This window comes from Dyadobacter sp. CY351 (assembly GCF_021502625.1).
In the GTDB taxonomy this organism is placed as follows: domain Bacteria; phylum Bacteroidota; class Bacteroidia; order Cytophagales; family Spirosomataceae; genus Dyadobacter; species Dyadobacter chenhuakuii.
In genome coordinates, this window is the sequence record NZ_JAKFFU010000010.1 from 93996 (window position 1) to 107148 (window position 13153).

Sequence of the window (13153 nt, forward strand, 5' to 3'; positions counted from 1 at the left end):
TTTTACGCCTTCGGGATAATGAAGTTAAACTTTTACTATTGTATCTATATTTTAATAATGCAATTTATTGCATTACCTGCCTTCCCGCAAAGCAAACCCTTACACTTCCGACACATCTCCGCTGAAAACGGCCTTGCCAATAATAACGTCAATTGTGTTTTACAGGACAAAACAGGTTTTATCTGGATCGGTACGAACGGAGGATTGCATCGCTATGATGGCCATGAATTCAGAATTTACAAAAATAATGAGCAGGATAAAAACAGCATCAGCAATGATTTCGTAACGGCGCTGGCCGAAGACAAATCAGGCAATATCTGGATCGCAACAAGCGGCGGCGGCGTGAATGTTTTCGATAAGAATAAAGGTGTATTTGCAAAATATACAGCCGTTGACCACAATCCCAAAACCATTTCCGGGGCTTACGTTAATAAGATTGTTTTTGATAAAAATGACAAATTATGGATCGCGACCACGGGCGGTCTGGACGTGTTTGATCCGGTCAGCAGAAGCATTGTAAAACATTATAAATCCGACACGACGAATGTCCGCAGCCTGGCTGATAACAATGTGAATACGGTTTATTGTGATGCGCAAAACAACATTTGGGCCGGAACCGGGAACGGGCTTAGCTTGCTGGATAGACAGTCGGGCTTGTTCCGGAGGTTTCTTTCTGACGAAAATGTGAACAGCTTGTCGGGCAATGATATCCGTTACGTTTTTCAGGATAGCAAAGCCAGGGTTTGGGTGGGCACGTATGGTGCGGGCCTTAATCTTTATCAGCCTGGTGAGGGCACATTCCGGCGTTTTAAAAATAATCCGCTGGATCCCGCCTCGCTTTCAAACAACAACATTACCAGCATTAATGAAAACCAGGGTGAGATCTGGATCGGCACCGAAAACGGCGGGCTGAATATTTTGAATACACAAAACTGGACATTCAGATCTTATGTACATGATGAGGTGGACAGGAGCAGTGTTGGCGGGAATTCGGTGGATTGCATTTACAAGGACCGGCAGAATAACTTGTGGCTGGGGATTTACAGTGCAGGGCTGAGCATTTATAAAAGTGACAACAGATTTGCACATTACCAGCACAATTCGCTTAAAAATAGCCTTTCCAATGACTTCGTTCTCTGTTTTTACGAGGATAGCGATCGCAGTATATGGGTGGGAACGGATGGCGGCGGCTTGAATTTAATGAACCGTAACACGCATCAGTTCAGTGCGTTTACACATCAGAATTCGGGCATTTCCGGTGATTATGTGCTGGCGATTGTTCCGGATGAGGCAGGTAAAATGTGGATAGGGACCTGGGGGAGCGGTCTGAATATTTTTGATCCGGGGACCAAACGCTTTACCGTATTGAAACATCAGGAAAACACTGTTAACTCTTTGTATTCCAATAATGTATATGCCATAGCCAGGACGCATGACAACACGATGTGGCTGAGCACCTATGGCGAAGGACTGGACGCTTATGACCCGCAAACCAAAGTTTTCAGGCACTATCTGAGCGAACCGGATAATCCCAAAACGCTTTCCGACAACACCGTCAACTGCTTTCTGACCGATCGCAGCGGCAACCTCTGGCTGGGGACAGATGAAGGGCAGCTGAACCGCTATGATAAAGCGTCCGATACATTTACACGTTTTAAAGTAAGTGACAGCGAGCGCGTTTTCAACAGCGCGATCAATTGCATGGTGGAGGACAAAAACGGAATTTTATGGCTGGCAACCTTACGTGGGCTCATCCGCTTCGATCCACGGACAGGCAGGACAAAAAAATATACGACGATAAACGGGCTGGTAAATAATGTGACTCAGGCGCTGATTGAGGATGATTTGGGGATGCTATGGATCAGTACGGTAAACGGGCTTTCGAGGTTTGACCCGAAATCTGAGCGATTTGAGAATTACACTTTGGAATATGGGCTTCAAGCAAGGGAATTCAAGCAGAAATCTGCTTATAAGGATGCGGACGGCACATTGTATTTTGGTGGAGTAAATGGTTTTAATCAATTTAACCCCAGGCAAATCAGCCCCCGGAGTGGTTCTTACCCTATCATTGTGACCAATTTTAAAGTTTTCAACCGGGATGAAGCAGCTGCCAAGCCGGATGGTTATGCGCTTGTGTTACCAAAAGAAATTTCCGAGGCCAGAACGATCACTCTGGCATATGACCAGTCATTTATTTCGCTGGATTATGCCGCGCTTGATTTCACTTCTGCCCAAAAAAGTTATGCTTATTGTCTGGAAGGGTTTGATCAGGGCTGGAATTATGTAGGTGACGCTAATACAGCCATTTACACCAATTTGCCTCCCGGAAATTACACGTTCAAGCTCAAAGCGCAGAACATTTCAGGGGCCTGGATATCAGCAAAGAACAACCTGACCATCATCGTCAAACCGCCGTTCTGGGCGACCTGGTGGTTCAGGATATTGGCATTAATTGCCGTTGCAGGAACTATTTACGCGCTTTATCGTTACCGCGTCAACACCATCATCAGGCAGAAAGCAACCCTGGAAAACCTCGTGGAAGAGCGCACTGCGATGGTACAGAGACAGGCAGAGGAATTGCATGCGCAGTCGGACCATTTGCAAGCTTTGAACGAGGAATTGCAATCGCAGTCGGAGGAGTTGCGTGTGCAGACGGAGGAATTGTACGAGCAGCATGAGCAGGCGCAGTTTGCACGCGAAGAGGCCGAACGGGCGAACCAGGCCAAGAGCATTTTCCTGGCCACGATGAGCCACGAGATCCGGACGCCTATGAATGGTGTCATCGGCATGACCGCCTTACTTGCTGAGACGGAACTGACTGAGGAACAACAGGATTATACCAAAACCATTGCGGCCTGCGGTGAAACATTGGTGAATGTGATCAACGACATTCTGGATTTTTCGAAAATAGAATCTGGTAAAATCGACCTGGAAGCGCACGAATTCGAGCTGCGGAACTCGATAGAGGAGATGATGGACCTGTTTTCATTGCAGGCCTCGAAAAAGCAAATTGCGCTCCGTTATCATATTGAACAAGGCGTGCCGGATTTTCTGATCGGTGACAGTTCGAGATTGAAGCAAATCCTGACCAACCTCATCAATAATGCGCTGAAATTTACGAGCAGCGGAGAAGTTTTCTTGCAAGTTTATCCGTATGCACCGGCGGCACATGGTGAAATTGAAGTCGGCTTCATAGTCCGTGACACAGGAATTGGCATTAAGGAAGAGAATCTGAACAATCTTTTCAAACCGTTTTCACAAGTGGACTCGTCCGTAAACCGCATGTATGGCGGCACCGGGCTTGGTCTCGTGATCTGCGAGCGGCTGGTGCGCTTAATGAATGGCGGCATCCGCGTGGAAAGCGAATATGGCAAAGGGTCGGCCTTTCATTTCCACATTACGACGGGATATACCGAAAATAATGCAAAATTAGCGCATCAAAGAAACCTTCCATCCGAACCAGAAACCGAAAAAAGAATGTTGGAAACCGAATTTTCATCCGATTTTCCGTTGAAAATATTAGTTGTCGAGGATAATCTGGTAAATCAGAAGTTTATCGATTATGTGCTGAAAAAGCTGGGATATGAAATAGCCATGGCGGAGAATGGCTTGCAGGCCATTGAAAAGTTAGCATTAACGCCTTATGACGTGATTCTGATGGACCTGCAAATGCCGGTTATGGATGGTCTGGAAGCCACCAGGATTATCCGGAAGGATCACAGCACGGTTCCTTACATTGTTGCATTGACTGCCAATGCTATGAATGAAGACCGCAACAACTGCCTCAATCATGGCATGGACGATTACATGGCTAAGCCGATGAAGCTGGATGTGATCAAAGAAGTGCTCAAAAGGGCTTATCAAAAGATTTATCAGCTCCCGGTGAGTGCGGATGTCTGAAAGATCACAAGCTTTTATTAATTTAAACTTTTAGCCATAACCATGAAAAATGTCACCGCAAACTACCTCTTCTGCCCTTATTCCCGACCATCCCAAAGGCAAGATCGTTTACATTGATTACCTGAAAGTGCTGCTCACAGCGCTTGTGGTTGCACACCATGCGTTTGTAACGTACGGCGCGCCGGGCGGTTGGTATTATTCTGAAAAAACGACTTCGCTGGGCGCAACAATGGCAATGACCATGTTTGTGGCGGTGAACCAGTCCTTTTTTATGGGCTTTTTCTTTTTCCTTTCGGCACTATTCATTCCTTCGTCTTACAAAAAGAAAGGTGCGGCTATTTTTATCAAAGACCGGTTCATTCGGCTAGGGATCCCGCTGCTCTTTTATTCGTTTATTCTGGCGCCGGTGATGAATTATATGGTTTACTACCACGCCGGTGTGCATCACATTACATTCCTGCAATTTCTTTCCGGCTACGATTCCTGGATTAGTGTCGGCGTTTTATGGTTTGTTGTTGCCTTGCTGCTTTTTAGTCTGGCTTATGCGGCCTGGAAGAGCTTGTCAAAGTCGGAGCCCGATGTCTGGCCTGTGCCCGCCGTGAAAAATGTTTTACGTTTCGGGATAGCGCTTGGTGTGGTCAGTTTCATTGTGCGACTCGGTTTTCCGGTTGGGTGGACCTTGGATCCTGTCGGTTTTCAGCTGGGCCATTTTCCTCAATACATAGCCGTTTTTATGGTTGGCATCGCTGCGGCAGAAAGCAACTGGCTCGAAAAGCTGGATTCAGAACGCTATAAACCAATAAAGATCATTGCGTTGTGCATGATCTTTATCGGTGTTCCAATTATATATGCTGTTAAAATTGTCTTCGACAATCCGCTGGAATGGTTCAGCGGCGGATTGCACGGCGAAGCGGCTTTTTATGCTTTTTGGGAGCAGATCACAGGTGCCTGTACTATGGTCTCCCTGCTTGTATATGGCAGAAAAAGATTAAATACGCCTTCTGTATTTCTTAGCAAAATGTCACGTTGTGCGTTTGCCGTTTACATTCTGCACCCTTTCGTTTTGATCTCCATTTCGCTTCTGCTTCGCAGCTGGGGCGTTGATCCGGCCGTTAAATTGCTCATTGTAACTCCGCTTGGCATCGTTTTGAGTTTCCTTCTCGGTTACATTGTTGTGAAAATCCCAGGCGTGAACAAAGTTATTTAGCCACCGTTGTGCCATTTTTATTGATCAGATAATGCTTGCCTCTGTTCACATAAGCATGCGCGCCGTTGCTGATGAGGATGACGGCAACCACGGCCACCGCTGTGTACGCAATGGCTTGATTATCATTCCAATTCGCAACAGCAACTGCTGCCAACCCCCACGCACCAACCATTGCAGCTTCGCGTAAATTCCGGTTCCAGGTCAGGAATAGCTGTACAAATCCGGCTACACAAATCATAATGATCGTCCATGTATCAGGAGAAATTCCAAAACCGTCCCAGCCTATTTTGGTCAGATAAGCCGCCATATTCGCAATTAATGCAACAGTGATCCATCCCAGATATAGTGCAAAAGGCCACCATTCCAGGGCTATTTTTTTCATGGTGATCAAATCCAGTTCCATTCGGGTACGAAGCACAATGCCGAGTAATGAAATCAGTAACACGATCATAATCAGCACCGAAGCGCCAGTGTAATCGTAAAGCCAGGCAACGATCCAAAGGCAGTTGGCAATGCAGGAAATAACAAACAGCCAACCGATCTTATCAACGATTTCCGGAGCTTTTTTATCATTGAACAATCCCCTGCTTTGATAGAGCACAAAAGCCGCAAGGCCAATGTAGATCACACCCCAAACGGAGAAAGCGTAACCTGCCGGCGTGAAAAAATTCTGATACTCGGCCGAAACTGTGGCCATAGTGTTATCATTGAAAATGCCTGTATTGGAAAGATAATTCATTATCACTGTCACGATTAGTGCCAGTATATTCGCTATTTGCAATGTCTTTGTCATGATGGAGATGGTAATTTGAATAATATGAACTGAACCAAGCAAAGCCTGTGCCAACATGATCAAAACAATTACGATCAACGAATTTTTTCTCTTACCCATCGCTACTCCGCTGGCTGATGTGCGGACACCGGCCGAATTTGCGCATGGGCACATTCCGGGCGCCTTTAATCTGCCGTTATTCAGTAATGAGGAACGGGTCGTGGTGGGGACGACTTATAAGCAGGTGGGTAGGGAAGAGGCGATCCTGTTGGGATTCGATCTGACCGGCCCTAAGTGGTCGGGCTTCATTAAACAAGCGCTGGAAGTGGCTCCGGATAAGAAAATTGCCGTGCATTGCTGGCGCGGGGGCATGCGAAGCGGTGCCATGGCCTGGGCATTGGATCTGTATGGTTTCGAGGTTTATTTAATTCAGGGTGGGTATAAAAATTTCAGAAGGTGGGCACTCGATCAGTTTCAGCAGCCGGCAAATGTGGTGGTTTTAGGAGGGAGAACGGGTTCGGGCAAGACCAGGATTTTGCAAGAATTGGCAATGCTTGGTGAGCAGGTAATTGATCTGGAAGATCTTGCGCAGCATCAGGGATCGTCTTATGGAACTATGAACAAAATGATCCAGCCTACGCAGGAGCAGTTTGAAAATAATCTGGCCTTCCAGTTAAAAGACATAGACCGGACAAAGCGGTTATGGTTAGAGGACGAAAGCAGGAACATCGGCCGACTTACCATTCCGACGCCTGTTTTTAATCAAATGAGTCAGGCCATGTTAATCGATATCCATGTAGATCTGGAACAACGCGTGCGTGCATTAACATTGGAATACGGCCTGCTGGACAAAGAATTCCTGATAACCTGCACCAGCCGCATTCACAAAAGACTTGGGCCGGTGCAAACAAAACAGGCCATAGCAGCCATTAATGAGGGGAATATGGAAGAATTTATCCGTATCGTGCTCGTTTACTATGATAAGACTTACCACAAAGACCTGGGAAAAAGAAACGCTGAAAACGTGTTTAGCATGAACATAACCAGCGCTGAAATCGCAGAAAATGCAAAGCAGATCTTAATTTTTATCAAAAATATTTCCGCCAAAACATTGGCATAGTCAATCAAATGGGCACAACAACCACTGTCAAATTAACCCAATATTCTCACGGAGCAGGCTGCGGCTGTAAGATCAGCCCGGCCATTCTGGACAAGATCCTGCATAGTCCGGTTATCGCACAAGCCGATCCCCGCCTGCTGGTAGGAAACGACAAACGCGACGACGCCGCAGTGCTCGACCTGGGAAACGGGACCGCATTAATTTCAACAACCGACTTCTTCATGCCCATAGTGGACGACGCCTATGACTTCGGCCGCATTGCGTCCGCCAACGCAATCAGCGACGTTTATGCCATGGGCGGAAACCCCGTGCTCGCCATCGCCATCCTTGGGTGGCCCATCGACAAGCTTGCGCCAGAAGTAGCGCAGCGGGTGCTCGAAGGTTCACGGGCGATCTGCGCAGAAGCTGGCATTACATTAGCAGGCGGCCACAGCATTGATTGCCCCGAACCCGTTTTTGGGCTGGCTGTCAGCGGGTTAGTCAGTATTGAGCATCTTAAACAAAACTCCACTGCAAAAGCCGGCTGCCGCCTATATCTGACCAAAGCACTAGGCGTAGGAATCCTTTCCACAGCACAGAAAAAAGGCATTCTCGCGCCGGAAGACGCCGAGATCGCATTGCAAAGCATGGTAAAACTCAACATACTCGGTGAAACTTTCTCCCGAATGGACGGCGTTGAAGCCATGACGGATGTTACTGGTTTTGGCTTGTTGGGCCACCTATCCGAAATGTGTGAGGGAAGTGGATTGTCGGCGGTTATAGAGTTTGAGAAAGTGCCTGTCATCGACTCATTATCTTTCTATCTGGAACAGCAATGTTTTCCGGGAGGCACAAAACGGAATCTGGCGAGTTACGGCCACAAAGTCGGCCCATTGACCGATCTTCAAAAATATATCCTCGCCGATCCGCAGACCAGCGGCGGTTTGCTCGTTGCAGTAAGTGAAGAACATGCCGAGGATTTCGAAATGTCCATGGCTGTTTTGGGTAATAACTTGATATCTTTCGGCTGGCTGGAAGACAAACGCGATGGGCCGCTGATTGAAGTGCGATGATTTGCAGCCGGCTATTAATGCTTTTGAGATTAAGTTTTAAACAAATAATTGCAAATACAAATGAAAAACATCAAACAATATCTGCTGCTGTTTTCCCTCATCCTGCTCTCGGCAGGCCTTCGTGCGCAGGAAAAAGCCGAGCCCTGGACAGCGTCACAACTCATGCCAACCAGCGAACTGGCAGCACTCATCAACGATCCGGCTGCTAAGAAACCGCTGATCATCAACATTGGGCCGCAAGCGGTTATCAAGGGTTCCGTAGACGTAGGCCCGGGACAGGAAAAGGACAACATCAAGAAACTGGAAAAAATGCTTTCCAAGGAAGATAAAAATCGCGAAGTAGTCCTCTACTGCGGCTGCTGCCCCTTCGATAAATGCCCCAACATTCGCCCTGCATTCAGTCTGATCAAGGAAAAGGGTTTTACGAAAGCAAAATTATTGGATGTGCCCAAAAATATCAAGACAAACTGGATCGATCCGGGTTACCCTGTTAATTAGTATTAAGTAAATGACGTTGGTTTTGAGGAGATTAATTGTAGTTTTTGCATTGTTAATTAGCGCAAATGTCATTGCGCAGGAAAGTCAAATTAAAATAGGTAGAAAAGCGCCGGAAATAGCGCTTCCATCTTTAACCGGAGACAACATTTCACTCTCGGCACAAAAGGGAAAAGTCGTCCTGGTCGACTTCTGGGCAAGCTGGTGCGCCCCCTGCGTGGAAGAGCAGCCCGAACTCCGCAAGCTCTACAACCAATTCAACAAGTCAGGCAATAACACCAAAAACTTCGAAATTTTCGGCGTCTCCCTCGACAGCAAGAAACCCGCGTGGGAAAAAACCGTCCGCAAATACAAAATCAACTGGATCCAGGTAAGCGACCTAAAATTCTGGACCTCACCCGTGGCTAAAACCTATGAAATTGAGGCTCTGCCTTTTAATGTGCTATTAGATAAAAAAGGAACGATCGTAGGGGTGAATCTGCATGGTAAGGAGTTAGAGAATGCCATTGAGGCGGAACTAGCGAAGTAAATATTGCACAGTTATCAACCTAATCCGTGCCGTATTGCTAACCGAACAGCCCGAACAATCAGCGCAATTCATATTCATGCGTCAACGCCTCGACAGGAATACGCAGCAGCCTGCTGAACTTGCGGATCATAGTTAACGAAAGTGCCTGTTTGTAATTCAACACCTTACTGACAGTGCCCTTATCTCCATACTCTTTCGCCAAGTCGGCTGATTTATATCCAAAATCATCCATCCGGATCTTAATCAGCTCAATCGGATCAACCTCAGGCAAATTCGCTCCAATCTTTTCATACTCCGAAATCAGGTGAACAAGCAGAAGCTTTTCCTTATGGTCATCACTATTTTTAGGCGCATTCTTCACCTCCTGATAACGCGCCAGCGCCAGCGCATAGTCGCTATCACTTTCGATTAAAAACCATTGTGTTTTCATAAATAGTTGTGTATTTGATATTAAACTGTTTCCGCATTAATCTGATCGTATTCGGAATGCGTTCCAACGAACCTGACTTCAACGATCTGATCTTCAAAATCGACTTCAACAATAAGACGGTATTTATTACCAACAATTTTAAACCGCGCCCGCTTGTTGCTCAAAATTTTCGCTCGCGGGAAGTCTTGTAAAACGTCGCTGCTTCTCTGCCAATTTGCCTCTTCAACAACAGTCTTCCAAACAGACAAGCTCTTCCCTGAGTCAGAATGTTTCCGGGCGAAATCGGATATTTTGCGTAATTGAATGATTACCATGCTCCATTTTTAATTGATCATTTTTCATAGTGATTGGAACATGTTGACAATACAAACGTAAACAAAAGTTGGTAAATAGCCAACTTTTCGAATGAAATATTTTTCTTATCTCCGCACCCACATCGTCATCTCAACTAATATCCGTCAACCGCACGATCTTATTCTCAGAAAATTCAAAGATGGACTTGCCGGTCATGTCGAGTTCGTCGCCTTTTTTCAGGCCGTTTGGGAGGTCCATGGCCAGGACGGCGAAGTATTCGATTTCGATTTCGGACCAGTCTTCGTTGTGGATGAACTTGTTGATAGTTTGCTGGCGGGAGGCAAAAAGATCGATGGCCTGGACGGCCTGGTTCCGGAATTCTTCGATGCCGTTCAGCTCCATGGTCACTTCGTCATTAACCATATTTTCAAAAACAATGTTTTCGTCGAAGTCGGCGACCATTCCGTCTACATCGAAGTTGTTGTAGGCAGTTACGTAATTCGTAATTATTATTTCCCGGTCTTTCATAGCTTTGTTTTTCTGCGTGGCGGTATTGCTGCGCTCAATATAAAATAATTAGGCCTTAATGAGCGGTAACGCAAAGCTTTTCAAAAACTTTCCCACCCTTTTTATCTCCATTAAATGGGTCTTGCTGGCTTGTCTGATCGGCGTTTTTGCCGGCTCGGCTTCGGCTTTGTTCCTGGTTTCTCTGGATTGGGCCACGGAATTTCGGGAAAGCCATCATTGGATCATTGCACTGCTTCCTGTTGCCGGTTTCGTGATCGGATGTATGTATCATTATCTGGGCAAAGATGTGGAGGCAGGAAATAATCTGCTGCTAGAAAACATTCACCAACCCGCAACCATTATCCCATTAAAAATGGCTCCCTTCGTGCTGATTGGCACGGTTGCGACGCATTTGTTCGGCGGCTCGGCAGGCAGGGAAGGCACGGCGCTGCAAATGGGCGGCTCGATTGCAGACCAGTTTACCCGGATTTTTAAACTGAATTCCAGCGATCGGAAGCTGGTTATTATTGCCGGCATTGCCGCAGGTTTCGGGTCGGTTTTCGGGACGCCGCTTGCCGGGGCGATCTTTGGGATTGAGGTTTTGGTCATTGGCACATTGCGTTACGATGCGTTGGTTCCCGCATTGATCGCCTCCGTCGTTGCCGACATGACGACGCGGGCCTGGCAGGTGGGGCATACGCATTATCAGATTCCTTTTGTTCCGGAAATTTCGCTGGTACATATCCTTTATGCAGTGCTGGCGGGCTGTATTTTTGGCATTTGCTCCGTTGCCTTTTCTTCGCTAACACATTATATAGGATCTATTTTTAAATCGAAGGTGCGATTCGCGCCACTGCGGCCATTGATCGGTGGCTCACTTGTGGCGTTAGCAGTCTTCGGAATGGAGACAACGCGTTACATTGGATTGGGGATTCCGGTGATATTGCAATCCTTTCCGGAGCAACTGCCCGCTTATGATTTTGTCTTAAAAATCCTATTCACGGCGGTAACGCTGGGCGCCGCATTCAAAGGCGGGGAGGTGACGCCGCTTTTCTTTATCGGGGCGACATTGGGAAGCTTTCTTTCTACTTTTATTCCTTTACCAACTGCATTACTAGCTGGAATGGGCTTCGTAGCCGTTTTTGCAGGTGCAGCCAACACGCCCCTTGCCTGCACCATCATGGCGATTGAGTTGTTTGGCAGTTCGTGCGGGATTTACGTTGCGCTCGCTTGCATTACCGCGTATTTTTTCTCGGGACATCGCGGCATTTACACCGCACAACGCATTGGTCGGCCAAAACCGCTGAGCTATGACTGGCGAGCGGGAAAAAGCTTTTGACCGTGCGCTACAACTTATTTCAAGTGTCTTCATCAGGCCGCTTGATCTGGTAATGCAATTTTATTCATTTCAGTAACAAGCATTTCGCTCTTGCTGGCGTCGCAGGTGGCGCAGCAGTAGGTTTCGGGAAGTTCGTCGAAGAGCGTGCCCGGAGCGATGTTTTGGTTTGCGTCTCCGTATTCCGGGTCGTAGACGGTCTGGCAGTCGGGGCATTGGTAGATGAGCTCGACGATTTTGAGGGTCATTTTTGCCTCATCTGCTTCGGGTGTGGTTACTTTGAAGTTCTCACGTGAACGCTGGTTATTGAAGCGGCGGCAGAGTTTTTCGAGCTGGGCAGCCAGGTGAATTTTGTATAAACCTTTTTCAAAAAGCAGCTGTGTCCGGCTGTTGGGGTTGAAGTTTTCGGTGTAATAAATGTCGTACACATGAAACATCGCCAACTGCCCGATCTGCAGCAAGGGCCGTTTTTTGATCAAAACACTTCCAAAAACTTCCGATTTCGCCTTGGTCTGAATGCCGAAACAAAGGCCGAAAGTCCGCATATCGTGCTTATCGAAATAATGGATCAGGTCATTTTTCAGGCTTGCACCGTCTTCGTTATGATCTTCGGTTTGCCAGGCCAGTTCATTCGCTGCGTGACGGACGTTAATGTTGTGTTTGCCAAGAATGTTGCTCCAATCGGCACGATATTGGTCTTCAATTCCTTTGATAACCAGTGATTTCCAGGGCGTAATACATATTTCGCCGATACGGGTTTTGAGACATAATGCACAGGCATCCAGCAAAAATTCAATCGGGAATTGCTCATCCCGACGATACAAACCAAGCCAGGTCCGCGATTCGTAACGGTTAAAACCTTCATAGTAGGGAAGCGTGAACGAAGGCAATTCAAGATCCTGGGACGCGGGCTGCGACACATAACGGATCTTTTTCTGCACAGCTTCATACAAGCTTTCCTCCCCGCAGCAATCGCCCGAAAGCATGCAATTTTCCATTACTTTGGCCAGCCGGCCAATCTCGTTGGTGTAGACCAGATCATTCCATTTATAAACCGTATTCGTCTGTTTGTTACGCACATACAGATACCAAAAATGCGGCTCAGGCGAGGAAATAAAGTTGAGGTTACCCGTAAAAAACGGCGTAAAACTCTGGTTGGAATCCGAAATATTTATCTTCAACGAAGGATCGTAATCGAATGTGTCCAGCACGGAATGATACTCGTTCGCGTTGAGCCATTGGCCTGTCCGGAAAACCTCCTCGCCGCAATAGGAGCTTACAATGTTGGGTTGCCGGTCGGTGTTCATTTCGTAGAAAATGCCACCCTTTTTCAGGTCTTTTTCCAAAAAACGCATATCCTCGTAAAACACCGACATCAGCAACTGTTGCCGGGAACCGAAGCGCACTTTGCGCACATTCGCATTCCACGCTGCTGTCAGGATATCTTTGAGATAACCCGGCGACGCAATCCCGCCTGGCAGGTTGATTTTAACATTATAGTAGTCTCTCAT

General features: G+C 47.0%; 12 protein-coding genes. 7 read left to right on the top strand and 5 right to left on the bottom strand.

Going from position 1 to position 13153, the window contains the following annotated elements; genetic code table 11:
* The first annotated feature begins 57 nt into the window (after nt 1-57).
* Together L0660_RS18090 and L0660_RS18095 are read left to right on the top strand one after the other, a co-directional pair.
* Nucleotides 58-3900: a hybrid sensor histidine kinase/response regulator gene (locus tag L0660_RS18090; RefSeq protein WP_235160643.1), complete on the top strand. Its 3843-nt coding sequence runs from the start codon at nt 58-60 to the stop codon at nt 3898-3900.
* A 49-nt stretch (nt 3901-3949) separates the two neighbouring features.
* Nucleotides 3950-5107, top strand: a complete 1158-nt coding sequence (locus tag L0660_RS18095) for an acyltransferase (RefSeq protein WP_235160644.1) — start codon at nt 3950-3952, stop codon at nt 5105-5107.
* Here L0660_RS18095 and L0660_RS18100 read toward each other — a convergent pair.
* A complete protein-coding gene (locus L0660_RS18100) occupies nt 5100-5900 on the bottom strand; it encodes a TspO/MBR family protein (RefSeq protein ID WP_235160645.1) in 801 nt (266 codons plus the stop codon). The genes L0660_RS18095 and L0660_RS18100 overlap by 8 nt on opposite strands.
* Nucleotides 5901-5955: 55 nt before the next feature.
* Between L0660_RS18100 and mnmH the strand changes: the two genes are divergently transcribed.
* Genes mnmH through L0660_RS18120 form a run of 4 tightly spaced genes read left to right on the top strand, consistent with a single transcriptional unit; the run spans nt 5956 to nt 9075 of the window.
* Nucleotides 5956-6999, top strand: a complete 1044-nt coding sequence (gene mnmH / locus L0660_RS18105) for a tRNA 2-selenouridine(34) synthase MnmH (RefSeq protein WP_235160646.1) — start codon at nt 5956-5958, stop codon at nt 6997-6999.
* A gap of 8 nt (nt 7000-7007) precedes the next feature.
* Nucleotides 7008-8051: a selenide, water dikinase SelD gene (selD, locus tag L0660_RS18110; protein WP_235160647.1), complete on the top strand. Its 1044-nt coding sequence runs from the start codon at nt 7008-7010 to the stop codon at nt 8049-8051.
* 60 nt (nt 8052-8111) lie between these two features.
* Nucleotides 8112-8549 (top strand): rhodanese-like domain-containing protein, encoded by a 438-nt coding sequence (locus L0660_RS18115; RefSeq protein WP_235160648.1) that lies wholly within the window; start codon nt 8112-8114, stop codon nt 8547-8549.
* A 22-nt stretch (nt 8550-8571) separates the two neighbouring features.
* Nucleotides 8572-9075, top strand: coding sequence for a peroxiredoxin (locus L0660_RS18120; RefSeq protein WP_235160649.1), 504 nt, complete (start codon nt 8572-8574; stop codon nt 9073-9075).
* 58 nt (nt 9076-9133) lie between these two features.
* On the opposite strand, the gene L0660_RS18125 is transcribed toward L0660_RS18120, so the two are convergent.
* The 3 genes from L0660_RS18125 to L0660_RS18135 form a co-directional block, all read right to left on the bottom strand.
* Nucleotides 9134-9505, bottom strand: a complete 372-nt coding sequence (locus L0660_RS18125; RefSeq protein ID WP_233797974.1) for a type II toxin-antitoxin system HigA family antitoxin — start codon at nt 9503-9505, stop codon at nt 9134-9136.
* Between the two features lie 20 nt (nt 9506-9525).
* A complete protein-coding gene (locus L0660_RS18130; RefSeq protein ID WP_233797975.1) occupies nt 9526-9819 on the bottom strand; it encodes a type II toxin-antitoxin system HigB family toxin in 294 nt (97 codons plus the stop codon).
* A 130-nt stretch (nt 9820-9949) separates the two neighbouring features.
* Nucleotides 9950-10327 (bottom strand): nuclear transport factor 2 family protein, encoded by a 378-nt coding sequence (locus tag L0660_RS18135; protein WP_235160650.1) that lies wholly within the window; start codon nt 10325-10327, stop codon nt 9950-9952.
* 58 nt (nt 10328-10385) lie between these two features.
* Here L0660_RS18135 and L0660_RS18140 point away from each other — a divergent pair, with 58 nt between their 5' ends.
* Nucleotides 10386-11645, top strand: coding sequence for a voltage-gated chloride channel family protein (locus tag L0660_RS18140; RefSeq protein WP_235160651.1), 1260 nt, complete (start codon nt 10386-10388; stop codon nt 11643-11645).
* A gap of 32 nt (nt 11646-11677) precedes the next feature.
* Here the strand turns inward: L0660_RS18140 and L0660_RS18145 are convergent, their stop codons facing one another.
* The gene (locus tag L0660_RS18145; RefSeq protein ID WP_235160652.1) at nt 11678-13153 is read right to left on the bottom strand and encodes a rubredoxin; all 1476 of its coding nucleotides are present in this window, start codon (nt 13151-13153) and stop codon (nt 11678-11680) included.

Excerpts from the sequence above, each read along its gene's own strand:
- L0660_RS18090 (WP_235160643.1), top strand. The coding sequence starts at position 58 with ATGCAATTTATTGCATTACCTGCCTTCCCGCAAAGCAAACCCTTACAC.
- L0660_RS18095 (WP_235160644.1), top strand. The coding sequence starts at position 3,950 with ATGTCACCGCAAACTACCTCTTCTGCCCTTATTCCCGACCATCCCAAA.
- L0660_RS18100 (WP_235160645.1), bottom strand. The coding sequence starts at position 5,900 with ATGACAAAGACATTGCAAATAGCGAATATACTGGCACTAATCGTGACA.
- mnmH (WP_235160646.1), top strand. The coding sequence starts at position 5,956 with ATGATCAAAACAATTACGATCAACGAATTTTTTCTCTTACCCATCGCT.
- selD (WP_235160647.1), top strand. The coding sequence starts at position 7,008 with ATGGGCACAACAACCACTGTCAAATTAACCCAATATTCTCACGGAGCA.
- L0660_RS18115 (WP_235160648.1), top strand. The coding sequence starts at position 8,112 with ATGAAAAACATCAAACAATATCTGCTGCTGTTTTCCCTCATCCTGCTC.
- L0660_RS18125 (WP_233797974.1), bottom strand. The coding sequence starts at position 9,505 with ATGAAAACACAATGGTTTTTAATCGAAAGTGATAGCGACTATGCGCTG.
- L0660_RS18130 (WP_233797975.1), bottom strand. The coding sequence starts at position 9,819 with ATGGTAATCATTCAATTACGCAAAATATCCGATTTCGCCCGGAAACAT.
- L0660_RS18135 (WP_235160650.1), bottom strand. The coding sequence starts at position 10,327 with ATGAAAGACCGGGAAATAATAATTACGAATTACGTAACTGCCTACAAC.
- L0660_RS18140 (WP_235160651.1), top strand. The coding sequence starts at position 10,386 with ATGAGCGGTAACGCAAAGCTTTTCAAAAACTTTCCCACCCTTTTTATC.
- L0660_RS18145 (WP_235160652.1), bottom strand. The coding sequence starts at position 13,153 with ATGAGAGACTACTATAATGTTAAAATCAACCTGCCAGGCGGGATTGCG.